This window comes from Nocardioides sp., assembly GCF_030150155.1.
GTDB lineage: Bacteria > Actinomycetota > Actinomycetes > Propionibacteriales > Nocardioidaceae > Nocardioides.
In genome coordinates, this window is the sequence record NZ_JASLGR010000021.1 from 67,402 (window position 1) to 89,376 (window position 21,975).

Annotated in this window: 22 protein-coding genes, 3 tRNA genes and 1 other RNA gene; 13 read left to right on the plus strand and 13 right to left on the minus strand. The window is 67.9% G+C overall.

Translation table 11 applies throughout. The features are described from left to right. Positions 1 to 13: 13 nt before the first annotated feature. The 3 genes from Q1V88_RS05730 to Q1V88_RS05740 all read right to left on the minus strand — a co-directional run bounded on the left by Q1V88_RS05730 (position 14) and on the right by Q1V88_RS05740 (position 4,793). Positions 14 to 1,045: a DUF3048 domain-containing protein gene (locus Q1V88_RS05730; protein ID WP_300679128.1), complete on the minus strand. Its 1,032-nt coding sequence runs from the start codon at positions 1,043 to 1,045 to the stop codon at positions 14 to 16. Between the two features lie 98 nt (positions 1,046 to 1,143). Continuing rightward, on the minus strand, positions 1,144 to 3,258 hold the full coding sequence (locus Q1V88_RS05735) for an NAD(P)/FAD-dependent oxidoreductase (protein ID WP_300679130.1): 2,115 nt from the start codon (positions 3,256 to 3,258) through the stop codon (positions 1,144 to 1,146). A 71-nt stretch (positions 3,259 to 3,329) separates the two neighbouring features. Further along, a complete protein-coding gene (locus tag Q1V88_RS05740; RefSeq protein WP_300679131.1) occupies positions 3,330 to 4,793 on the minus strand; it encodes a M15 family metallopeptidase in 1,464 nt (487 codons plus the stop codon). Positions 4,794 to 4,892: 99 nt separating this feature from the next. Here Q1V88_RS05740 and ssrA point away from each other — a divergent pair. After that, positions 4,893 to 5,265: a transfer-messenger RNA gene (gene ssrA, locus Q1V88_RS05745) on the plus strand. Positions 5,266 to 5,421: 156 nt separating this feature from the next. Here ssrA and Q1V88_RS05750 read toward each other — a convergent pair. Then, positions 5,422 to 6,435, minus strand: a complete 1,014-nt coding sequence (locus Q1V88_RS05750) for a hypothetical protein (RefSeq protein ID WP_300679134.1) — start codon at positions 6,433 to 6,435, stop codon at positions 5,422 to 5,424. Between the two features lie 13 nt (positions 6,436 to 6,448). Next, entirely contained in the window at positions 6,449 to 7,057 is a 609-nt protein-coding gene (locus tag Q1V88_RS05755; RefSeq protein ID WP_300679136.1) for a hypothetical protein, read from the minus strand. Between the two features lie 282 nt (positions 7,058 to 7,339). Between Q1V88_RS05755 and Q1V88_RS05760 the strand changes: the two genes are divergently transcribed. Both Q1V88_RS05760 and Q1V88_RS05765 read left to right on the plus strand, forming a co-directional pair. Further along, a complete protein-coding gene (locus Q1V88_RS05760; protein ID WP_300679139.1) occupies positions 7,340 to 8,323 on the plus strand; it encodes a C39 family peptidase in 984 nt (327 codons plus the stop codon). A 209-nt stretch (positions 8,324 to 8,532) separates the two neighbouring features. Further along, positions 8,533 to 9,474, plus strand: coding sequence for a hypothetical protein (locus Q1V88_RS05765; RefSeq protein WP_300679142.1), 942 nt, complete (start codon positions 8,533 to 8,535; stop codon positions 9,472 to 9,474). A 227-nt stretch (positions 9,475 to 9,701) separates the two neighbouring features. Here the strand turns inward: Q1V88_RS05765 and Q1V88_RS05770 are convergent, their stop codons facing one another. Then, on the minus strand, positions 9,702 to 9,920 hold the full coding sequence (locus Q1V88_RS05770) for a hypothetical protein (protein WP_300679143.1): 219 nt from the start codon (positions 9,918 to 9,920) through the stop codon (positions 9,702 to 9,704). A gap of 43 nt (positions 9,921 to 9,963) precedes the next feature. Then, positions 9,964 to 10,758 carry an SGNH/GDSL hydrolase family protein gene (locus Q1V88_RS05775; RefSeq protein ID WP_300679146.1) on the minus strand — a complete coding sequence of 265 codons (795 nt, stop codon included), beginning with the start codon at positions 10,756 to 10,758 and terminating at the stop codon, positions 9,964 to 9,966. A 151-nt stretch (positions 10,759 to 10,909) separates the two neighbouring features. Here Q1V88_RS05775 and Q1V88_RS05780 point away from each other — a divergent pair, with 151 nt between their 5' ends. Further along, a complete protein-coding gene (locus Q1V88_RS05780; RefSeq protein ID WP_300679148.1) occupies positions 10,910 to 11,488 on the plus strand; it encodes a TetR family transcriptional regulator in 579 nt (192 codons plus the stop codon). A gap of 104 nt (positions 11,489 to 11,592) precedes the next feature. Beyond that, the gene (locus Q1V88_RS05785) at positions 11,593 to 13,014 is read left to right on the plus strand and encodes a DUF1906 domain-containing protein (protein ID WP_300679151.1); all 1,422 of its coding nucleotides are present in this window, start codon (positions 11,593 to 11,595) and stop codon (positions 13,012 to 13,014) included. A gap of 30 nt (positions 13,015 to 13,044) precedes the next feature. On the opposite strand, the gene Q1V88_RS05790 is transcribed toward Q1V88_RS05785, so the two are convergent. The 3 genes from Q1V88_RS05790 to Q1V88_RS05800 are packed head-to-tail and all read right to left on the minus strand — an operon-like array spanning position 13,045 to position 14,566. Beyond that, complete coding sequence (locus Q1V88_RS05790) at positions 13,045 to 13,320, minus strand: transcriptional regulator (protein WP_300679153.1); 276 nt, start codon at positions 13,318 to 13,320, stop codon at positions 13,045 to 13,047. Positions 13,321 to 13,340: 20 nt separating this feature from the next. After that, positions 13,341 to 14,054 carry a thioredoxin domain-containing protein gene (locus Q1V88_RS05795; RefSeq protein WP_300679155.1) on the minus strand — a complete coding sequence of 238 codons (714 nt, stop codon included), beginning with the start codon at positions 14,052 to 14,054 and terminating at the stop codon, positions 13,341 to 13,343. After that, positions 14,054 to 14,566 (minus strand): MauE/DoxX family redox-associated membrane protein, encoded by a 513-nt coding sequence (locus tag Q1V88_RS05800; RefSeq protein ID WP_300679158.1) that lies wholly within the window; start codon positions 14,564 to 14,566, stop codon positions 14,054 to 14,056. Before Q1V88_RS05800 ends, Q1V88_RS05795 begins: the two co-directional genes overlap by 1 nt. A gap of 64 nt (positions 14,567 to 14,630) precedes the next feature. Between Q1V88_RS05800 and orn the strand changes: the two genes are divergently transcribed. Next, positions 14,631 to 15,257: an oligoribonuclease gene (orn, locus tag Q1V88_RS05805; RefSeq protein ID WP_300679161.1), complete on the plus strand. Its 627-nt coding sequence runs from the start codon at positions 14,631 to 14,633 to the stop codon at positions 15,255 to 15,257. A gap of 79 nt (positions 15,258 to 15,336) precedes the next feature. Then, a tRNA-His gene (locus Q1V88_RS05810) sits at positions 15,337 to 15,412 on the plus strand. Between the two features lie 18 nt (positions 15,413 to 15,430). Here Q1V88_RS05810 and Q1V88_RS05815 read toward each other — a convergent pair. Together Q1V88_RS05815 and Q1V88_RS05820 are read right to left on the minus strand one after the other, a co-directional pair. Further along, positions 15,431 to 16,210 carry a hypothetical protein gene (locus Q1V88_RS05815; RefSeq protein WP_300679163.1) on the minus strand — a complete coding sequence of 260 codons (780 nt, stop codon included), beginning with the start codon at positions 16,208 to 16,210 and terminating at the stop codon, positions 15,431 to 15,433. Between the two features lie 93 nt (positions 16,211 to 16,303). After that, positions 16,304 to 16,376 (minus strand) — tRNA-Lys (locus Q1V88_RS05820). A 282-nt stretch (positions 16,377 to 16,658) separates the two neighbouring features. On the opposite strand from Q1V88_RS05820, the gene Q1V88_RS05825 reads away from it, so the two are divergent. Both Q1V88_RS05825 and Q1V88_RS05830 read left to right on the plus strand, forming a co-directional pair. Further along, the gene (locus Q1V88_RS05825; RefSeq protein WP_300679166.1) at positions 16,659 to 17,918 is read left to right on the plus strand and encodes a hypothetical protein; all 1,260 of its coding nucleotides are present in this window, start codon (positions 16,659 to 16,661) and stop codon (positions 17,916 to 17,918) included. Between the two features lie 19 nt (positions 17,919 to 17,937). Continuing rightward, positions 17,938 to 18,573, plus strand: coding sequence for a class F sortase (locus tag Q1V88_RS05830; RefSeq protein WP_300679169.1), 636 nt, complete (start codon positions 17,938 to 17,940; stop codon positions 18,571 to 18,573). A gap of 27 nt (positions 18,574 to 18,600) precedes the next feature. Here the strand turns inward: Q1V88_RS05830 and bcp are convergent, their stop codons facing one another. Beyond that, entirely contained in the window at positions 18,601 to 19,086 is a 486-nt protein-coding gene (gene bcp / locus Q1V88_RS05835; protein WP_300679171.1) for a thioredoxin-dependent thiol peroxidase, read from the minus strand. A gap of 36 nt (positions 19,087 to 19,122) precedes the next feature. On the opposite strand from bcp, the gene Q1V88_RS05840 reads away from it, so the two are divergent. From Q1V88_RS05840 to Q1V88_RS05855, 4 genes are all read left to right on the plus strand, one after another. Continuing rightward, positions 19,123 to 19,377, plus strand: coding sequence for a DUF3618 domain-containing protein (locus Q1V88_RS05840; RefSeq protein WP_300679173.1), 255 nt, complete (start codon positions 19,123 to 19,125; stop codon positions 19,375 to 19,377). Between the two features lie 21 nt (positions 19,378 to 19,398). After that, a tRNA-Leu gene (locus Q1V88_RS05845) sits at positions 19,399 to 19,472 on the plus strand. A gap of 1 nt (position 19,473) precedes the next feature. After that, the gene (locus tag Q1V88_RS05850; protein ID WP_300679175.1) at positions 19,474 to 20,085 is read left to right on the plus strand and encodes a nucleoside triphosphate pyrophosphatase; all 612 of its coding nucleotides are present in this window, start codon (positions 19,474 to 19,476) and stop codon (positions 20,083 to 20,085) included. A 69-nt stretch (positions 20,086 to 20,154) separates the two neighbouring features. After that, positions 20,155 to 21,939 (plus strand): biotin carboxylase N-terminal domain-containing protein, encoded by a 1,785-nt coding sequence (locus Q1V88_RS05855; protein WP_300679178.1) that lies wholly within the window; start codon positions 20,155 to 20,157, stop codon positions 21,937 to 21,939. Positions 21,940 to 21,975: the final 36 nt, after the last annotated feature.

Here is a 21,975-nt window from a genome sequence, read left to right on the forward strand (position 1 = left end):
CAGCCGGTGGGGCCTACTTCATCCCCACCGCGGCGGTCGTGTTCGGCACCAGCTCGATGAAGGTGTGCCCGGCGGGGACCTTCATCGCACCGGTCGCGGTGCTGAGCTGGATGCTGCCGTCGAGCGAGCTCTTCGTCCAGGTGCCGCGCTCCAGCTTGCCGCCGTGGAAGAGCAGTGCCTTGCCCGAGCCGGTGAGCTTGGTCTCGGGGACCGGGTTGTTGGCCGGGTCGAGGTAGCCGGCGTCACCGATCTTGACCCGCAGCACCAGGACCGAGTCGGCCGGGAACTGCTCGTCCTTGGCGGCGTTGGTGTTGGTGTTGACGTACTTCGAGCCCTCGTAGGTCCACCGGGTGGTGTGGCTGTTCGAGAACGGCACGTCGATCGAGGTGACCGCCTGGGTGCCGGTGAAGTCGGCCTCGGTCCCCCACGGCAGGTAGTTCGCCACCGTCTCAGGCGAGCGCTTCGCCAGGGTGGCGGTCTCCTTGAGATGACTGAAGACGTTGTACGGGCGAGGACGCGAGGTGTCGCGGAAGATCCCCTTCGAGCCCTCGCTGAAGAACGTGATGCCGGACTTCTTGATCCGGTTGATGGTGACGTTCGCGGCCCCGGAGGTGACCACGTCGGCCTTGACCGGGGAGACGATGCCGATGTCACTGGCGCGCATCGAGCGGACCGGACCGACCAGGGTCGGCAGCTGCTGGTAGTAGAACGCCGCGAGCCGGGTCAGGCCGCCCTCGACGAGCTCCTCGACCACCATGTCGGCCTTGTCCAGGCCGCGCTGCGGGGCGCTCGCGGCGGTGTTGTCCATCTTCACCACCAACGGGGACCGGCCCAGCTTGGTGGTCGTGCCGAGCGGGGCCTGGACCCCGGTCAGCGGCCACGTCTCCGGCGTCGCGGGGGCGGTGGTGGCCGGCGTACTCGACGCATCGGCCTTCGTGGTGCTGCCTCCGCCGCCGCAGGCGCTCAGCACCAGGCCGGCAGCGAACAGAGGGGCCGCCAGGCGCAGCACGGTGGAGGTGGACCGGGAAGAGGACGTCGTCGACACATGGCCAGTGTGACGCTCTTCCCTGTGCTGCCTCCGAGCGCCACGCCGTAGCGGCCCCTCGAGCCCAGACTCGTCAGGTTGTTGTCAGGTCATCGTCCTCACAGGACGGTGGCGACGTCCCAGGCGGAGTGGATCGCGCCGTGGATGTAGTTGACCGCGCCGGCGTCACCGACGACCTCGACACTCAGTCCGGCGGCGCCCAGGGCGTCGGCCAGGGAGGTGTCGGAGTGGGTGCCCTCGGCGTAGATCACCATGTCGGCCTTGGCGCTGTGCGCCTCACCCTCGCCCTCGGTCCACTCCACCGAGCTCTCGGTGATCCGGGTCAGCGTGACGCGGCGGTGGATGTCGACGCCGCCCTGGGTGGCGTGCTTGACCGCGGTCCAGCGCCGCGGCATCGCCATCGGCAGACCGAGCTGCTGCTCCTCGTGCAGCAGGGTGACCTTGCGACCACGGTCGGAGAGGAACTCGGCCAGCTCCAGGCCGACCAGGGAGCCACCGATCACAACGACGTCGTGACCCATCGGCAGGAACTTCTTGGTCATCTCGCGGACGGCGGCGGGGCTCTTGGTGATGCCCGAGAGGCGGCCCATCTTGCCGAGCGCACGCAGCACCAGGCCGGCGTCGCCCTTCTCCGCGGTGCCGAGCATCAGCGCCCGGAGCGTGTCACCGGTCTGCACCAGCGGCAGGTCGCCGCCGGGGACGGCGGGTTTGGGCCGCTTGGCACCGGTGGCGACGACGACGTGGTCGGGGCGCAGCGCGCGGATCGACTCCACGGTGGCCTCGGTGCCGAGCTGGACGGAGATGCCGAGCCGGTCGACCTCCTCCTTGAGCCAGTTGAGCAGACGCTCGTTGTCCGGCGTGGTGAGGGTGGAGAACCACAGCGTGCCGCCGAGGCGGTCGGACTTGTCGACCACGGTGACGCGGTGGCCACGCTCGGTCAGCACGCGGGCGGTCTCCAGGCCCGACGGGCCGGCGCCGATCACGACGACGTGCTTCTTCGCGGTGACCGGGGTGAGCGGGAGGATCTTCTCGTTGCCCAGCGCCGGGTTGACCGCGCAGAACGGGGTGTCGTCGAAGAAGTTCTCGTTGACGCACAGGTAGCAGTTGATGCAGGGGCGGACCTGCTCGAACTTGCCGGCCTTGATCTTGTTCGGCAGCTCGGGGTCGGCCAGCAGCTGGCGGCCCATCGCGGCGAAGTCGATCTCGCCCTTCTCCAGCGCCTTCTCGGCGACCTCGGGCAGCATCCGGCCCACGACGATGACCGGGATCGACACGTGCTTCTTGATCTCGGCGGCGTTGTCGACGTACGAGCCGACCCGGTCGGGCAGCGGACCGTCGGTGAAGTTGTCGAACGGGTTGCGACCCCAGCCGGTGACGTGGATGGCGTCGGCGCCGGCGGCCTCGAAGAGCGTGGCCGCCTCGCAGGACTCGGGCAGCGTCAGGCCGCCCTCCTGGCCGTACTCCTCGCCGGAGACGCGGACCAGGATCGCGATCCGGTCGGCGACCCGCTCCTTGACCGCGGCGATGACCTCGCACGCCAGCCGTGCCCGGTTGGCCAGCGAGCCGCCGTACGCGTCGGTGCGGCGGTTGTCACGCTGGTTGAGGAAGACGCCGAGGATGTAGCCGTGGGCGACGTGGATCTCGATCGCGTCGGCGCCGGACTTGGCGACCCGCTCGGCGGCGTCGGCCCAGTCGCGCACCAGGGTGTCGATGTCGTCCTGCGTCATCTCCTTGAACAGCTGCTTCTTGCCCGCCGTGGCCGCCGCCATCTTGCCCAGCTCCTCGGGCGTGCAGTCGGCCAGCGCGTTCATCGAGTACGTGTAGTCGGGCAGGCTCGGCGTGATCAGCTCACGGTCGTTGGCGGTGTCGACCCGAGCGACCTTGCCGTGGTGGGTCGACTGGATGCACAGCTTCCCGCCGACGGCGTGGATGGCGTCGGCCAGCGCTGCGAGACCGGGGATGAACCGGTCCTCGGACAGGCCCGGCTCCTTGAGCGAGGCGGCACCGAAGGGGAACGCGATCGCGCAGGCTCCGGTGATGACCAGGCCGGCACCACCGGCGGCACGCGCCACGTAGTGGTCGATCTCCGGCTGCTCGATCTCGCCGTGCTCGGAGACGTTCATATCCATGGCTGGGAGAACGATGCGGTTCTCCAGCTTCATCGGGCCGATCCGGCCGGGCGACATCAACAACGGGAACGCGTGCTTGGTCACCCGCGTGACGCTACTCCGCGCCACCACGGCGGCACGGCAGCGGTAGCCGCTGAGCGGGACTCGGCGAGCCGCTAGTCACAGACGGCCATGCCGCAGACGATCTCCGGGGTCGGATCGGCGATCGCGCGGCCACCGGCGGCCGTCGGGATCGCGTCGAAGTGCTGGGTGTCCCCCAGCCCGTAGGTCCACCGGATGCCGTGGCGTCGCATGATCCGTACGACGATGTGGCGCGAGCTGCGCCAGGCGTAGCGCTTGTTGCTGTGCCGCTGCCACCAGGTGTTGGGCACGATGCCCTTCGCGGAGCGGTAGGGGTTCTCCCAGGTGTTGAGGTCGATCGAGCGCCCCCAGGCGTGCGGCGAGCGCACGCCGAGGCGTCCGACCACGTCGCGGCAGTTGAACGCGCTGGAGTTGCCGGCCGCCATCGAGCGGTAGTCGTTGGCGCCGCGGACCCGCTCCGACCAGCCGAAGCGGTCCTCGCGCGCCACACTGCGCAGCGGGATCCGGTGCCGGTAGAGGTCGGCCATCGCCGCAGCGATCTGGTCGGCGACGTCGGCGTTGACGACGAGCTCGCCACGCCGCCGGTAGCCGGTGTAGTCCCAGTAGTTGACCTCGATCAGTCGCAGCGACTCGCGTCCGACCGGGCAGCCGCTGTGCCAGGTCCGTCCGACCATCCGGTTCCAGATCCGGTTCGGGATCGTGCTGATCACCGGGTGGGCGCCGGCGCCCTCGGCGCGCGGCTGGACGGGCATCCGCACCCGGGGCTTGGGGGCCGAGCGCGGCAGCACGACCGGCCGTCCCGGCGGTCGGTTGTCGAGCAGGTGGGTGGCGCTGGTGGCACCGTTCACCCACTCCTGGGCCGCGGCGACCAGCCGCCACTGGCTGTCCTCGCGGGGCGTCAGGGTGAGGCTCGCCCTGCCACTGGACGCCGTGGTGAGCGTGGCGACCTGGGTCCACGCTCCCCTGCCGATCCGGCGCTGGAGCAGCACCCGTCCGGCGACCGGCTCCCCCGAGGTCGCCGTCCAGGAAGCGGTGAACGTCACCGACCGCTCGTCGACGACGCTGCGCGGGCCGCCCAGGACGAGACGGCTGGCCCGGCGCAGCAGGCCGGGCGCCACCTCGACCGGAGCGACGTCGGGGCGGCCGGGCAGGGAGACGCGCAGTCGGTTCTGGGCCGCTGTGCGGGCGAGGCTGAGGCTGATCGGCAGGGTGCCGTCGGGGGCTGTGGTGCCGGTGGGGCTGGGGGTGCTGGGGGTGCTCGGGATTCCGGTTGCGGGGGGAGGCAGCGGAGTCCAGGACGTGCCGTCGCTGCGCTCGACCAGGACCGGCTCCGCCCCCACCGGCTGCCCGAGGGCGTCGAGCACACTCACCCGTACGACGACCGGCTGCCCGGCGTACGCGGGGGCCGGTGGGGCGACCAGGAGGGTGACCGGCTCGGTCGGAGCGGTGCCGTCATCGGCGTACGCCGTCGGGAGGAGGGTCCCGATGAGGGCCAGGACGCCGACAAGGACGGTGGCGACGGGCGACTGACGGATCACGGAGCGGGGCCTCACCCCCTATGCCTACCCGATCGAGCGGGAATCGGTTCGGGGAATCGCCCGGCGACCGGTAGTGTTGGAATGGTTGACAACTCAAGAGGGGCTGATCGGTTTCGACTTGGGACATTAGTTCCAGGGGAAGCGGGTCGAGGAGCCAGCGTCATCTCGTAAACGATCGCTGGAAACCAATAACTGCCAACGCTAAGCGCAGTTCCTTCGCTCTCGCCGCCTGACGCGGTGATCGAAGCGTTCAACCGGGCATCCGTCTCCGTCCCGGACCTGAACGTCATCCAGGAGACTTACCTGCCTGCTCTCGCTAGTGGAGCTGCTGGGGACATCTAGCTAGCTGAGCCTGTCGGTGACGTGTCTGCGTCGAGCACCGGGGCCGAGAAAACGACACCCACAGACTGCACCCGGAGAAGACCTGGATCGATGCTCGAGGACCGGGGTTCGATTCCCCGCAGCTCCACAGCCCTGTTGAGAGATGGCCCTGCGCCCCACGAGTGGGATGCAGGGCCATCTGTCTTCTGAGGCGATTGCACTGTCAACGCCGTGTCAACATGGCACGCACCTTGAAGAGCCCGGTGTGGACGGAGGAGATAGACCGACCCAGAGGTGCACCTGTGCGCTACGTCGCCCCAACGAGGGTTCCGTCGCCAGCCACGCCAACGACACTGCCATCAGAAGCACAAGCAAGGCTCCCGATGCCGACCTTGACTTCGTACGTGGCCTTGACCGAGCCGTCGAGGCTGAGTTGCTTCAAGCCTGGCGTCGATCCGTACTTGCCCCGCAGGTGCGACTGGGCCAGCCAGACGGAGTCACCACAGGTAGCCATCGAGATGGTCGAGCCGGGCACATCCAGGGCCGTGACGGTGCCTGCCTTCCCGACCTTGGCCAGGGTCTCCTTGGAGACCGACGCGACCCAGAGGTCGTCCTGGACGACCGCCGACAGGCTCGCCTTACGTAGAGCCTTGTCCGTGAAAGATCCGGTGGTCTTGTCGGCAACGACGAACCGTGACACAACACCGTCCCCGCTCACGCCCCATACAGCCCCAGCGCCTGCCGACGCAGCATTCAGGGGCTTGGGGAACTTCGTGACTGCAACCACGTTGGGATCAGTCGGTTGGTACGCCACGATGTCGCCGTCGAACGTCGCGACGTAGGCCACGTCGTCGATCACGTCGACGGACTTGATCGCGGAGTCGCCGAGCTCGGCCTGCCCGCTGACGGTGCCGGTGGCGGTGTCGAAGAGCCCCACGGCATAGGTGAGGTGCTCGCCTTCGACCCCGTGCTGGATCGGCAAGACGGCCTTACCGCCGAGGAGCTGCAGGGCTCCAACGACAGCAGGGCTGTCGTCCAGGCGGGCGTGAGGTGCCTTCTCGCCTGCCTGGGTGACCTCGGTGACGGTCCCGGAGCAGCCCAGGACCCAGTAGCCCGACGGCGTGGCCGGAACGACCGCGCAGATGTCGGACCCTGAAAGCCCAGAGACGATCGGCGTGACACCGGACGGAAGGGTGGGTGCTGTTGCCGACGTGGTCGGCTCACTGGGCTGGGACGGGGCGGACTCATCATCAGAGCCCGCCCCTCCACAACCAGCGAGCACTACCGATGCCATCAGGCAAGGAATAATTGCGCGCTTCATTGCACCTACCCGTTTAGACGCATTCCTGGTCGACCCAGTCGACGTAGGGGTCCCGCAGAAGCCCGTCCACACCGACGTGCTTCTCCCCCACCCGAAGCTCCTTCAACGCCGCCTCGACGGCCTCGGAGTTACCGGCCGAAGCCTGCGGGTCGACGCCGAGCTCCTTCTGGACCGTCGCGCTCAGCTTCAGCACGATGTCGCCGCCCTGGTGACCTTCCTTGGCAAGGTCGCCGAGGAGCGCCGACTTCGGGTTGAGCTGCGCGATCGCGTCAGGGCACCGCGTACTCAGACCCCACAGGTGGCTCTTGAGTGCCGACACCACCAGGGCGTCGACCACGGGCGAGACGTCCTGGCACTCACGCGAGGTGCTGTCCACGGAGAACCGCCCCTCGGAGCTGTCGCCCTCAACCACACCGGTGTCAGGGTTGTAGAGGGTCTCAGTCCACTCGACCTGGGTATCAGGTGCGATCGCAGCCAAGTCCTTGCAGTTGCCGACCTTCGGCGCAGTGCCGTCGGCCTGCTCCTCGGCACCGAAGCTCGTCGGCCCGAAGAGGAACGCTGATCCGATTCCTACGACGACGCCAGCGGTGACCGTGGACACGGTCAGATACTTCCGGCTCAAGTTCTTTTCCTTCCTCAGTTCGTAGCGAGAAATTCATTCGCAGCCTATCGATCACGGACGACTCTGAGCAGCGTAGTCCGTAGGTACGCCGTACGGCATTGCGATCACGCGAGCTGAAATGACCTAGTCAGAACACGCTTCCATGACACCTGCCACACAGCAAGTAAATACCCGGACTAGCCCACCCCGACTTGGGATCCAATTTTCGCATTCCCGCCCCACCGACACTTCGTTTCCCCTAGCCTCAGTTTGCCAATCACATCTACTCAACGAGGTTCACCCATGAAACCGCACACCCGAAGGCTGACCGTCGGCGCCCTTGCGACGCTGGCTGTCACCGGGACCCTGCTTTCCCCTGCCAACTCGGCCGAGACCGAGCCGACGGACGGCGGGGACACGAGCATCGGAAACGTTACTGGCGGCGACATCAATCTCGCCGGAATTCCCGTCCCCGAAGCCATCCAAGCGCAATCGAATCTCAAGGAACAGGCGGCCGCAGCGTACTGGAACGCCAAGAACGGGCTCGGAACGATCGAAGACGCGGTCGAAGCCAGCCGCGTTTACGAAGAGACGTACCCGAGCGCAGTCGATATCGCATCACAGACCGACCTGGCTGGCGCCGTCGAGGAGCGCCTCGACGATATCGGTGCCATCAACAGTCGATCGGCCGTCGTCGCATCCACTGAAAGCCTAGCCGTGACGGCGTCCGCAACCACAGCCAGGACTCTTTTGGTGACACATTCGCCACAGAGCAAGAATTACTGGTGCGGCCCGGCAAGCGGTCGGATGATTCTTAGTTGGCTAGCTGCAGGAAACAGTGCCTACGATGGCTCGAAGCAGGTTCAAACGAACATCGCCAATGACAACCATATGAAGACTGAAACCAATGGAGTCACCTCCTGGGCTTCCGGAAGGTTCCGGATCGGCCTCAACCGCTGGCTGAAGGGAACCTCCACCGGCTGGTACGTCGATCAGGCGACGCCCACCGCGGCTCAGGTCAAGAGTTTTGTCACCTACGACATCGACAATGGCCACCCCATGGGCGCCGACACCGTCGAAATCGCTGGCGGAAATCACTACAACAACCACCCGGCGAATCAGACCATCGGACACTGGATCATCGCGAACGGTTACGACAACAACGGCGACACGACCAAGTTCATGGACCCATCGACGTCTGTCTGGTCCGCGGCCTCCGCGAGTTTCTCCGCGAACACCACTACATTCACCAACCGGTATCTGCAGAACAACGGAATCACCTGGTGAAGTTGTCAGCTCGGAGCGTAACCATCGCAGCTGGCATACTCTGCTTCGCTGGATGCTCCACCACTGCGCCGGCGAGCGACGTCAGTCACTCGCCGGCCAGTGGCCCTTCTAAATCCGGTAGCCCAAACCTGGCCGACCCACGTCGACCGTTAAAGTTGCCGGAAAGAATGTATTCCCTTGTGCGCCGCATCCCAGCATCTGCGGGAATCATGGCAGCCATTGGAACCGACGAATCTTATGCGACCTTTACCCAGAAAGCGAACCTACCCGAACTGACTATTTGGCAATCCGGACGATCGCACGGCACCGTCGTCACGCATCCAAAAGGCAGCAAGACACGTTGGTTCGGCGACGCCACGCTCACCCAAAAGTGGATGATCTGGACAGAGTTGATGGACACAGATGCCTCGGTTCGCAGATGGACGATGTTCGCTTACAATCGAGATACGAAATCGACCTCTGTCCTAGCAAGCGCCCCTCCGTTGTCCGACAACGAGGATCCACCCGGCGTTCCCGGTTTCAGCGGTCAGGTCATTGCCGGTGATTCTGTATTTTGGCCAGAGGTCGTCGGGAGAGTCGGGAAGGTCAATTCCAATCTCTACCGTTGTCAAATCTCAAGATGCAAAGATACCGTCGCATTAGTTGCACGAAATTCGGCCTATCCGAAAAGCACGGGAGATGCCGTCCTATTCCTCAAGCAGGTAGCCACTTCTAGATACGAGGTCAGGAAGTCCGGGATCGGATCCGATGCCCAGGTGCAGACGGTTGGAGTGGTCGACTTAGCAGAAGGGGAAGGACTCAATGGCTTCGCCGCAAATTCTGACGGCTATACCGTTGCTTTGGTCAGAAGATCCGGCGGAGCGCGGGTCTGGTCAAGCCGCTTGGGCGAATCCGGTCAAGACATTTTAGAAGAAGAAAGCGGCATGTTTGGCTACCCAGTTGCTGGCTCGCGATTCACGGCCTGGGCCGAGTCTAGCGGCTTCTCCGCGGATGAGGTCGGTGGTTACGTCAGCATCGATGGGCGGGTCTATTCGGTTGGAAATTCTTCCGGCCTATATGGGATCTTCGCAGGCGGCGAACTAATTTCTTGGCAGGAGGATACATCTGCCGGCCCCGTCGCCGTCCTCGCCAGATTCCGAAGGACGCCATAGCCATAGCATTTTCCGCGGGACCAGCGTCAGATTCAAACAAAAGGTTCGCCCGTTGGTGTGACGCGATAATGCCTAGCCCACGACGTGATGGGGACCGCGATCCTCCGACTGAGGAGTCACCGGAATTAGGCACGCATCGCTTTGCCGAGAGATGGCCCTGCGCCCCAGGCACAGGGCGTAGGGTCATCTGGAACGAGGGGCGGCGTCCACTCCCCCACAACGCTGTGTCAGCGACGGTGGAGGGAGGAGGCCAGCCAGGCCACCACGGTGACGACGTACCCTGCCAGCGCCGCGAACAGGACGTAGCGGAAGCTGGCGCCGACCGATCCGACCAGGGCCGTCACGGCGGCGGCGATCACGACCACCGCCAGCCAGAGCAGGGCGGCGACCAGTACCGCTGCGGCGATGTCGAGGGCCTGTCCCTCGCGCTCGGCACGAGTCCTCATGGACCCATGATCACCCCGATCGGCGTCGGCCGACAGCCCTGGTTCAGACCGGGTTGGTCTCCCCCGTCAGCGGCGCGAACGGCGTCAGGACGGGGTACTTCGGCTCGATCCCGTCACCGAGGGAGCGTCCACGGACCCGCCGCGAGATCCACGGCGCCAGGTGCTCGCGTGCCCACTGGGCGTCGGCACGGCGCTGCTCGCGTCGCGAGAGCGCGGTCAGCGGCTCCAGGTCGGGCGAGGTCAGGTCGTGCGGGACGCCGAGAGCGTCGAGCACGTACATCGCCGCCCGCTGATGGCCCGCAGGGGAGAGGTGGATCCGGTCGGAGTCCCAGAATCGCGGGTCCATCGACTCGGGCACCCGCCAGTTGTCCACCAGCACCGCACCGTGCCGGTCGACGACCTCGCGCAGCAGCTCGTTGAAGATCGCCAGCCGGCCGCGCAGCCGGCCGATCACCCCGGACGTGCCGCCGTTGCCGTGGGTGAAGAGCACGACGGTCGCGCCCTCGGCCCGGAACCGGGCCACGGTCTCGTCGATCCCGGTGACGATCGCATCGATGTCGACGGTCGGCCTGAAGACGTCGTTGCCGCCGCTCTGGAAGGTGACCAGGTCGGGCTTCATGGCCAGTGCCGGTTCTACCTGCTCGGCAATGATCTCGGGGGTACGACGTCCACGGATCGCCAGGTTCGCGTACTGGAATCCCTCGGTCCGGGTCGCCAGCACCTCGGCGACCCGATCGGCCCAGCCTCGGACCCCGTTCGGGCAGCGCGGATCAGGATCGCCGACGCCCTCGGTCCACGAGTCACCGAGCGCGACGTAGGAGGTAAATGGCTGCATCATGACACTGATCCCTCTCGTTCGACGGTCCACGTCGCACGAGTCAGCCGAGGTCGCACCGGAATTGCGCACCCGCATGCTAAATCGCTGACGGGATCGAGCAACGTACCACCGACGGGCGCTGCCAGCCGCGACCGGGTGTCATGATGCCGCCATGAGCACACCCCTGTCCGGCCCGACGCGCGTTCGCGGACGTCCCGTCGAGATCAATCGCGAGCATCTCGCGATGGTGGCGCTGCGCCTGTTCGAGGCCCGCGGCTTCGACAACGTCAGCGCCGCCGAGATCGCCGCGACCGCCGGGGTGAGCCGCCGCAGCCTCTTCCGCTACTACCCCACCAAGGCGGACCTGGTCTGGGACCGGTTCGACGAGAGCCTCGCCGTGCTCGAGGAGGCGCTGACCACCGCAGCCGGCGAGCCGCTGGCCGCAGCGACGGAGGCGCTCGGCGTGGTCGCGGACCAGACCGTCGTGGTCAGCCAGACCCGGACCCGGCTGATCATCATCGCCGCCCACGACGACCTCTTCTCCTACGGTTCCCCGCGCCTGCAGCGCCAGGCCACCATCCTGCGGACCTACCTCCTCGACCGGGGCCTGGAGGCGCTCCAGGCCAGGGTCGCCGGCTCCGCCCTGACCCTGGCCTCCTTCAGCGGCTACCTGCACTGGGCGACCTCCAGCGCACAGGAGCATCCCTCCGTCGTCGTACGCGAGGCGCTGTCCACCCTCACCCTGTTCTGACCCGCGCCCGACCCACGTCCGACCCTCGCGCACGACCGTCACCGCGCCCGCGGCCGGAGTCGTGGGCCTTGGCCTCGACCCCCATCGAACGTAAAGTGCCCCGGGTGCTTCGGAACCTGACGCTTGCCCTCGGACTCGCTCTCGGCCTGGCCGCCGCCACCCCGGCGGCGCACGCCGCCGACACCATCGGTGCGCCCACCCCTCGGGCTGCAGCCCGGACCGCGACCCCGCCCGCTGCCGGCAACGTGCTGATGCTGGACACCGCCAGCACCCCGTCGCTGACGAAGATCCAGGCCTGGCAGCAGTCCTCGCCGTACAAGGCGATCGCCGTCTACATCCCGGTCGCACCGGCGTACGACGTGCGCTACGACAAGGTGCAGAGCGAGCTCACCGCCGACTGGGTCCGCCAGGTCCGTGCGGGCGGCTGGCAGGTGCTGCCGATCTACGTCGGCATGCAGGCACCGTGCTCGAAGTACTCCACGACGTTCTCCGGGGCCGTCGCCACCGCCCGTGCCCAGGGTGCGGCGATGGCCTCCGATGCCGCCAACGCCGCCTTCAGCCTGGGGCTGCCGGTCGGGGCGCCGATCACCTACGACCTCGAGGCGTACCCCACCGACAATGCCACCTGCCGCAACGCGGTCCAGGCGATGCAGGACGGCTGGACCCGACGGCTGCACCAGCTCGGCCGCAACTCCGGCATCTACGGGTCGGTCAGCTCCACGATCACCCACATCGTGGCCGCCTCGCAGGTCGACGCCTACGCCAAGCCCGACGCCGTCTGGGTGGCGAAGTGGGACGGCCAGGCCGACACCACCCTCGCCACCGCCCTGCCGGCCGGCTCCTGGGCCGGGCGACGGATGCACCAGTTCCTCGGCGGCGGGTCCGAGACCTACGGCAACGTGACACTCAACATCGACGCCAGCGCCGTCCAGCCCAGCGTCTTCACCCTGCCCAAGCCGGACATCACCGCACCGACGCTGGCGGTCCCGGCCGCACGCTCGACCACACGCTCGAAGGCGACCCTGATCTGGACGATGCGCGACCCGTCGGGGATCGCCCGCTACCAGGTCCAGATCCGCACCGGGAAGCGCTGGACCTCGCCGGGCGCACTCAAGCGGACCACGAAGACCCGCTACCGGGTCCCGGTGCCCGCAGGGGCGACGTCGTGCGCCCGCGTCCGCGGCACCGACAAGGTCGGCAACACCTCGGCCTGGCTCACCACCTGCGTCTACCGCTGGGGCTACGGCAAGACCTTCCACGGCAAGGGCTGGAAGCGCTCCGGCACGTCGCTCGTGTCGAAGAAGAAGGGCCTCGCCACCGGCCCGAAGGTCAGCGGCCGGACGATCGCCGTCCTGACCCGCGGCCACGTCAGCGGCCAGATCCTGCTGGGCGGCCACGTGGTCGGCACCTTCACCCGCGGCGGCACCCACACCGTGACGCTGCCTAGGAGCACCAGCGGGCGCCTCGCGATCCGTCAGACGGGCCGCGGCAAGCTCACGGTCGTGCGCTACATCGCGCTCCCCTGAGCCTGCGAGTGCCCCCGGGTCAGGCGCGGGTCAGCCCTTGATCACCTGGAAATAGACGACGTACGTCGCCGTCGGCACGATCACCGCACACAGCAGCCACGGCGTCAGCAGCGATGCCCGGTTGATCAGGCGGGCCGCACCGATCCCCAGCAGTCCGAAGAGGATCGAGAGCACGAACAGGCCCTGCCGGGAGCCGCCCTGATTCTTCGAGGCGACCCCCAGCACGGCCACGGCCAGCGAATGGCCCATCACCACCGAGCAGACCAGCGACGCGAGAACGTACTTGCGAACCTGCTCGATATGCACGCGAGCAGCCTAGGGCTGGCTCAGCCGATGGCCTTGATCAGGCTGTTCACCAGGTCGTCGACGGTCCGGCCGGTGAGCTCGGAGCCGTCCAGCAGCACCGTCGGGGTCGACTGCACTCCGGCCTTGTCGGCAGCCGCGGTGGCCTCGTTGGCCCACTTGGTCGCGCTGCTGCTGAGCGCGGCCTCGATGTCGGCCTTGCTGCCGCCGGCCTGGACGGCCAGGTCGACCAGCTCGGACTGGCTCAGGTACGGGCCACTCTCCGCGGGCTGGTTCTCGTAGGCGAGGTCGTGGAACTTCTTGGCGACCGCCGCGGTGCTGTCGTGGGCGAGCGCCTGGAAGACCTCGAGCGACTGCTGGGAGTAGTCATACGGGAGCAGCTTGAACGGCCGGTAGGTCACCTGGACCTTGCCGGCGTCGGCCAGTGCTGTGAGCTTGTCCCGGCTGACCTTCTCCAGCTCACCGCAGTACGGGCAGAGGAAGTCCTCGTAGATGATCACCTTGTGCGCGGCGGAGTCAGGGCCGATCGTGACACTGCCCACCGAGGCCGCTGCAGCGGAGTCCTTCGGCGAGGAGCTGGTCATCTTGCTGATCGCGAACCCGCCGCCGACGATGGCCAGCATCACCAGGACCACCGCGGCCACCATCAGGGTGTTCCGCTTGCGTTCGGCGCGCTGCTGTTGCGCGCGCTCCGCCTTCAGCCGGGCTGAACGCTCCTGGGGGCTCTCTTTGGCCATCACAACTCCTCGTCGATGTTGATGCTGCTTCGGAAGAGGAGTCGGTCCAGTGACCACCTCCGGTTCCCGAAGAAGATGATGAAGATCGAAAGCAGCCCCAGCGCCACGTCACGGGCGATCTCCCAGGGGTACTTGCTCGCCGCGTTCGGGTCCACCCCACCGCCGCCGAAGCAGCCGCAGTCGATCAGGATCCCGCGCGCCCACACCGAGGAGATCCCGATGATGAAGGCGATGAAGAGCAGCAGGCTGATCGCGCCGGTCAGGCGGGTGAGGAGGCCGAGCACCAGAGCGACGCCGACGACGATCTCCAGGATCGGCAGGGTGTGGCCGACCACGGTGGCCGCGCCCGACGGAAGGATCTCGTAGGCACGCACGGCCAGCACAGCGGCGTACGGGTTGGAGATCTTGTCCATCCCCGCCCAGATCCACACCCCACCGGTGATCAGACGGGCCACGACGGCGAGCCAGCCCAGGATCGTGCGCTCCTGCGCGACAACGGCTGCCTCGTTCACAGCGTCAGCCTAGGGTGTGCTTCTGGGGAACGCCTGAGAACCGACCAACGGTATGGTGCCACGTGTGACCTCGAACGACCGCACCGACAGGCTTGTGTGGATCGACTGCGAGATGACCGGACTCTCTCTGACCGCCGATGCGCTGGTCGAGATCGCCGCTCTCGTGACCGATTCCGAACTCAACGTCTTGGGTGAGGGGGTGGACGTCATCATCAAGCCCCCGGCCGAGGCGCTGGAGCAGATGGACGACTTCGTCCGCGACATGCACACCAAGTCGGGCCTGCTCACCGAGCTCGACGCCGGGGTCACCCTCGCCGAGGCCCAGGAGACCGTGCTGGCCTACCTGCGCGAGCACTGCGACACCGACAGCCGTCCCCCGCTGGCCGGCAACACGGTCGGCACCGACCGCAACTTCATCGCCCGGGACCTGCCCGACCTGGAGTCGTTCCTGCACTACCGGATCATCGACGTCTCCTCGATCAAGGAGCTCTCCCGCCGCTGGTACCCGCGGGCGTACTTCGCCTCGCCGACCAAGAAGGGCAACCACCGCGCCCTGGCCGACATCCAGGAGTCGATCGAGGAGCTGCGCTACTACCGCGACGCCGTCTTCGTCCCGCAGCCCGGCCCGAGCTCGGACGCGGCCAAGAAGATCGCCAAGCAGCACGGCGGATCGATCACCGGAATCGCCTGAGATCGACACCGATTAGAGCTCGAGCACGGGTTTCCCCTATGCTCCTTCTCGGTCCTGAACGACACGTTCGGGACTCATGGTGGGTGTAGCTCAGTTGGTAGAGCCCCGGCTTGTGGTGCCGGTTGTCGCGGGTTCAAGTCCCGTCATCCACCCCACTGCGAAGGCGCAGATCCTCAGGATCTGCGCCTTCTGCGTTTCCTGACCCGGTCGGCCTCGAAGATCAGCAGCGCCACCGCGACCGGGACGGTGGCCGGCAGCGAGTCGACCACCAGGAAGAGCAGGTCGAACAGGGCCGACAGAGCCAGCACGACCACGGCGCCGACCCAGCGGGCGGGCCAGGCCGGGCGGGTCGCCTCGGCCAGCACGCAGCCGAGCACCGCGGCGACGAAGAGATCGCCGTACCCGATCAGCGCATGGCCAAAGACGGCCACCTGGAAGTGCGGCAGGCTGGCACCGGCTCCGGCGGCGTTGAGGGTCTGGTTGGGCCCCTCCAGCAGGTGGCCGAAGACGAGGATGGCGTCCAGCACGGCCATCGCGACCAGCGCCACCCGCAGCACCACCGACGGGGCGAGCTGAGCCAGGTACGACGCCAGCGTCGAGGCACTCAGCGCGGTCAGCGCCACAGCCGCCCCCTGCGCGGCGAGCCCCTCCCCCGCCCAGGCCACCGCGAGCAGGCCTGCCGCAGCCGCCAGCCCGACGACGAGCGACACGGCCCTGCCACGCGGCCGCAACGCCGCCCCCAGGGCCACCGCGGCCAGGATCGGCACCCCGATCGCCGCCACCCAGGCATAGACCTGCGCCAGCGACGGTACGGCGGCCAGGATCGCGATCGTGCCGCCGAGGGAGACCGGGAGGAGCGCCCAGGCCCAGGCACTGCTGCGCAGCCCTCGCAGCGCCGCCGGGAGGATCGGACGCAGGCCGACGACCAGCGCGGCCTGCACGGAGATCAGCACGGCATCGGAGGGCCAGAACGGAAGCACACTGCAGCGTAGCCAGGGAGACAGAAAGGGCCTGACCCGCATCTCTGCTGGTCAGGCCCTTGCCTGTACGCCATCACGGACTCGAACCGCGAACCCGCTGATTAAGAGTCAGCTGCTCTGCCAATTGAGCTAATGGCGCTCTGTCTCTCGGCTTTGGCCTCTCGGCCGCGCCTTTCGACATAGAGAACATTACATGCGCCCCACCGGGCACTCAAATCGGGGCGACACCTCGGGGCCCCAGGACCCTCCTTCACGCTCAGCGGGGCCATCCGGCCCCCGGCGACGAGGATCCGCTGTTGCCGTTCTGTGGAGAACGAGTGGATCGGGCATAACCCCGAGGGCGTTCGCCCGTTGGAGAGATGTCCACTGCCACGCCTCGGGGGGTGTGTGGCGTCCCATTGCTTGTCACAGGAGTGCTCCGTTGACCCACCGTCTCTTCGTCCGAGCCAGCGCCACACTGGCAGCTGCTGCCCTCGCTACGTTGGCGACCGGGCCTGCCTTCGCCGCGACTCCCGTGGCGCAGGGCAGCGCCACCGCCCTCGAGATCGCCCTCGCCGGCAACAACACCGGCACCGGCACCTACGCCGCGTCCAACGACGGCACCACCGAGACCACGAGCGGCACCAAGAACCAGCTCGTCTCGGCGCTGTCCGGCACGACCCTGATCCCCAACACCGCCGTCGCCGCCCAGGACGTCAACACCCGGATGATCGGCAAGGACGGGGTCACCGACTCCTGCGCCGGCCTGGCGGGCCCCGGCGCCGGCCTGGTCGAGGTGGGCAACTCCGGCACCTGCCTGTCGGGCGGCAACGTGATCGACCTCGACGCCGGCACCCTGGACCTGACCGGTCTGAAGCTGTCCAACACCGGCGTACTGGCCCAGCTGACCACCCCGCTGCAGAACCTGCTCCAGCCCGTCCTCACCCCGGTGCTGACGGCGCTCTCCCAGACCCTGACCACTGTGGTCAAGGGGCTGGGCAACCCGGGCCTCCACATCGGGCTCGGCGCGGTCCAGGCGAGCTGCCACTCCACGCCGACCTCGGCCAGCGGCACGGCCAACATCGCCAACGCCCAGGCCTACCTCACCCTGCCTGCGCCGATCGGGAAGGTGACGCTGCTCAACCTGCCGGCCAACCCGGGCGTCAACACCGATGTCGTCACCCAGCTCGGCAACGTCGTGCAGACCATCCTGGACGCCCTCAAGACCGAGCTCCAGACCGCCTTGGGCGGCGCGCTCGGCCCGGCGGCCACCCTGGTCGACCAGCTCGGCATCCTGAAGCCGTACCTCAACCAGCTCGGTGAGCAGCTCGCTCCACTCAACCAGATCCTCTCGATCGGGCTGAACCAGCAGACCCACACGGCGAGCAACCAGGTCAGCGTCACCGCCCTCAACCTCAAGGTCCTCGACGCCGCCTCGTCCTTCATCGGCAGCCCTCTGGTCGGCCTCAAGATCGGCCAGGTCAGCTGTGGCCCGAACAGCCGCCTGACCACCACCACGACGACGAAGACCACGACGCCCACCACGGTGACGACCGCTGTCACCACCCCCAGCGACGTGAAGTCGGGCATCGGCTCCCTGGAGGACGGGCCCTCGGCCCTCGCCCTGGCCGCCCTCGCCGGGCTCACCCTGGCCGGCGCCAGTGCCGGCGTGGTCGGCTTCCGCCGCAGCCTGCGCCGCTGATCGAGGCGAACCACACCGCATGAACGCAGCACCCACCCCGAGCCGGGCGAACCCTTCGCGGTTCGCCCGGCTCGGGCGCTATCTGGCCGCGGGCGTCACCGGACTCCAGCTCCTGATCGCCGTCCTGGCGGGCGGGTCGGTGATCGGCGCGTTCCTGGTCCCCGGCGGCAGCGAGCCCGCCGCCGCGTCACCGACGGCGATCCAGGAGGCGGTCAGCGCAGGCGCGCCGATGCGTCTGGAGATGCCCTCCCTCAAGGTCAGTGCTCCGGTGGTCCCGATCGCGATGGTGGACAACGCCCTGGATCCGCCGCGGGACTACCTCGAGGTGGGCTGGTGGAACGCCAGTGCCAAGCCGGGCGCCGAGCAAGGTCAGATCGTCATCACCGGGCACACCCTGCACACCGGCGGGGCGAGCATGAACAACCTCGGCCGGCTCGCCAAGCGGGACCGCGTCGACGTCGTCACCAAACGCGGCACCCTGCCGTACGTCGTCACCGCGACGACCGTGCTGAGCAAGGAGCAGCTCTCCCGCCGGTCCGCGGAGCTCTTCGGCCAGGACCACGGCCACGGCCGGCTCGTCCTGATCACGTGCAGCGACTGGAACGGCTCGTACTACGAGACGAACACGGTCGTCTTCGCCCGCCCGAAGGCGTGATCCCGCACCTTCGGGCCGGCGAAGGCCTCAGAGCTTGAGGTCGCGGCGCAGCTTCGCGACGTGCCCGGTCGCCTTCACGTTGTAGGCCGCATACGCGATGGTGCCGTCGGCGTCGACCACGAAGGTCGAACGGATCACGCCCTCGACGACCTTGCCGTAGAGCTTCTTCTCCCCGAAGGCACCCCACGCGACCAGGGTCTCCTTGGACGGGTCGGAGAGCAGCGTGATGGTCAGCCCGTCGCGCTCACGGAACCTGGCGAGCTTCTCCGGCTTGTCCGGGGAGATCCCGACGACGGCGTACCCCTGCGCCTGGAGCGCGTCGAGGGAGTCGGTGAAGTCGCAGGCCTGCTTGGTGCAGCCGGGCGTCATCGCGGCCGGGTAGAAGTAGACGATCACCTTCGAGGCGCCGCCGCCGAGCAGGTCGGCGAGGCTGACCTGCTCACCGGTGTCGGACGTCAGGGTGAAGGCAGGGGCCACATCGCCCACGGCAAGGCGCGTCGTCTCCGAAGTCATGGCCCCAACCTAGCGGGGATTGATAGGTTGAGACCTATGACCAAGGACAGCAACGCCAGCCTGGAACGTGAGATCGAAGAGATCCGCGAGCGGCTGGCAGGCACCATCGACGAGCTGCTCTATCGGTCGAACCCGAAGACGATCACCTCGCGCCAGGTCGCCACGGTGAAGGCGAAGTTCGTCGACCCCGTCACCGGCGAGCCGAAGACCGACGTGATCGTGAAGACCGCCGGCATCGTGGTCGGTGTCCTGGTCGGGTTCACCCTCCTGCGCAAGATCGCTCGGCGCTGACGCCCTAGACTCCGCTGTGCCGCGCTCGTAGCCCAATTGGCAGAGGCACCAGGTTTAGGTCCTGGCCAGTGAGAGTTCGAGTCTCTCCGAGCGCACATGACATCGCTGGTCCTCGCCTCGCAGTCCCCTGCCCGTCTCGCGACACTGCGGCGGGCGGGGATCGAGCCCACCGTGATCGTCAGCGGGGTCGACGAGGACCAGCTCTCCGGCCTCGAGCCGGCGGCGCTGGCCCTGGAGCTGTCGACCCTCAAGGCCCGCGCGGTTCTCGCTCACCGGGAGCTGCCGAAGGAATCTTTGGTGCTCGGCTGCGACTCCGTCCTGGAGCTCGACGGCGAGGCGCTGGGCAAGCCGCACACCCCTGAGATCGCCGTCGAACGCTGGCGGGCGATGCGCGGTCGCAGTGCCGACCTGGTCAGCGGGCACACCCTGATCGACGCCACCGACGGGCGCACCGAGCGGGCGTTCGCGCGCACCACGGTGCACTTCGCCGACATCAGTGACGCCGAGATCGCGGCGTACGTCGCCACCGGCGAGCCCCTGGAGGTGGCCGGCGCCTTCACCGTCGACGGTCTGGGCGGGGCCTTCATCACCGGCATCGAGGGCGACTTCCACAATGTCGTCGGGGTCAGCCTGCCACTGGTCCGCGAGCTGACCGTAGCGTTGGGGTACCGCTGGCCGTCTCTGTGGTCCCGCTCGTCGGAAATGTGATAGCGGCCACACCCGCCCGGGCCCTATTCCCTCTAGACTCGGCGGGTTCCGAGAACTAGAGGAGTCACGTTGAGCAAGCCGCTGTCGAAGGTCCTGATCGCCAACCGAGGCGAGATCGCAGTCCGGGTCATCCGCGCTGCGAAGGACGCCGGAATCGCGTCCGTGGCGGTCTACGCCGAACCCGACGCGAACGCACTCTTCGTGCGACTGGCCGACGAGGCCTACTCCCTGGGAGGCGCCACCCCGGCCGACTCCTACCTGTCGATCGAGAAGATCATCGACGTCGCGAAGCGCTCCGGCGCCGACTCGGTGCACCCGGGCTACGGCTTCCTGGCCGAGAACGCCCTCTTCGCCCAGGCCGTCCTCGACGCCGGCCTGATCTGGATCGGCCCGTCCCCCGCCGCGATCGACGCGCTGGGCGACAAGGCCAAGGCCAAGCAGATCGCGCTGGCTGCCGGCGCCCCGCTGGCCCCGGGCCTCAAGGACGCCGTCAAGGGTGCCGACGAGATCGTCGCCTTCGCCACCGAGCACGGTCTGCCGGTCGCGATCAAGGCCGTCTTCGGTGGTGGCGGTCGTGGCCTCAAGGTCGCCCGCACGATCGAGGAGATCCCCGAGCTGTTCGAGTCCGCGACCCGTGAGGCGATCAGCGCCTTCGGTCGTGGCGAGTGCCTGGTGGAGAAGTTCCTGGACAAGCCGCGTCACGTCGAGACCCAGTGCCTGGCCGACGCGCACGGCAACGTCGTCGTCGTCTCCACCCGCGACTGCTCGCTGCAGCGTCGCCACCAGAAGCTGGTCGAGGAGGCGCCCGCGCCGTTCCTGACCGACGAGCAGGTCGAGCGCCTGTACTCCTCCTCCAAGGCGATCCTCAAGGAGGCCGGCTACGTCGGCGCCGGGACGTGTGAGTTCCTGGTCGCCGCCGACGGCACGATCTCCTTCCTCGAGGTCAACACCCGTCTCCAGGTGGAGCACTGCGTCTCCGAGGAGGTCACCGGGATCGACCTGGTCCGCGAGATGTTCCGCATCGCGGCGGGCGAGGAGCTCGGCTACGACGACCCCGAGATCCGTGGGCACTCGATCGAGTTCCGGATCAACGCCGAGGACGGCGGCAACAACTTCATGCCGGCGCCCGGCACCCTGACCGTCTGGAACCCGCCGCAGGGCCCCGGCATCCGTGTCGACGGCGGCTACGAGGTCGGCGAGACCATCCCCGGCTCGTTCGACTCCCTGATCGCCAAGCTGATCGTCACCGGTCGCGACCGCACCCAGGCCATCGAGCGCTCGCGTCGCGCGATCGCCGAGTTCCAGGTCGACGGCATGCCCACCGCGCTGACGTTCGACGAGGTCATCGTCAACGACCCGGCCTGGGTGGCCTCGTCCAACCCGACCGGCGAGGGCTCCTTCGACGTCTACACGACGTGGATCGAGACCGACTTCAACAACACCATCGAGCCGTACGCCGGCGAGGCGGGCGAGGCTGACGAGGCCGGCGAGAAGCAGAAGGTCGTCGTCGAGGTCGGTGGCAAGCGCATCGAGGTCGTCCTCCCGGCCGGACTGGGCGGGATCGGGACCGGTGCCGCTGCGGGCGCCGCGAAGAAGCCGAAGCGTGCCGGTGGCAAGAAGCACGGCGCCGCCGTCTCCGGTGACGCCGTCGCCGCCCCGATGCAGGGCACCATCGTCAAGATCGCCGTCGAGGAGGGTCAGGTCGTCGCCGAGGGCGACGTCGTGGTCGTCGTCGAGGCGATGAAGATGGAGCAGCCGCTCAAGGCGCACAAGGCCGGCACGATCACCGGCCTGGCGGCCGAGGTCGGTGCGACGGTCACCAACGGGCAGGTCATTGCGGAGATCAAGGACTGATCCACAGTCATCCGGCGTGGGCCGGGACGGGGCCTC

Coding starts and splice junctions, on each gene's coding strand:
- Q1V88_RS05760 (WP_300679139.1), top strand. CDS start 7,340: ATGAAACCGCACACCCGAAGGCTGACCGTCGGCGCCCTTGCGACGCTG.
- Q1V88_RS05750 (WP_300679134.1), bottom strand. CDS start 6,435: ATGAAGCGCGCAATTATTCCTTGCCTGATGGCATCGGTAGTGCTCGCT.
- Q1V88_RS05765 (WP_300679142.1), top strand. CDS start 8,533: ATGGCAGCCATTGGAACCGACGAATCTTATGCGACCTTTACCCAGAAA.
- Q1V88_RS05850 (WP_300679175.1), top strand. CDS start 19,474: ATGACATCGCTGGTCCTCGCCTCGCAGTCCCCTGCCCGTCTCGCGACA.
- Q1V88_RS05830 (WP_300679169.1), top strand. CDS start 17,938: ATGAACGCAGCACCCACCCCGAGCCGGGCGAACCCTTCGCGGTTCGCC.
- Q1V88_RS05770 (WP_300679143.1), bottom strand. CDS start 9,920: ATGAGGACTCGTGCCGAGCGCGAGGGACAGGCCCTCGACATCGCCGCA.
- Q1V88_RS05780 (WP_300679148.1), top strand. CDS start 10,910: ATGAGCACACCCCTGTCCGGCCCGACGCGCGTTCGCGGACGTCCCGTC.
- Q1V88_RS05795 (WP_300679155.1), bottom strand. CDS start 14,054: ATGGCCAAAGAGAGCCCCCAGGAGCGTTCAGCCCGGCTGAAGGCGGAG.
- bcp (WP_300679171.1), bottom strand. CDS start 19,086: ATGACTTCGGAGACGACGCGCCTTGCCGTGGGCGATGTGGCCCCTGCC.
- Q1V88_RS05775 (WP_300679146.1), bottom strand. CDS start 10,758: ATGATGCAGCCATTTACCTCCTACGTCGCGCTCGGTGACTCGTGGACC.
- Q1V88_RS05840 (WP_300679173.1), top strand. CDS start 19,123: ATGACCAAGGACAGCAACGCCAGCCTGGAACGTGAGATCGAAGAGATC.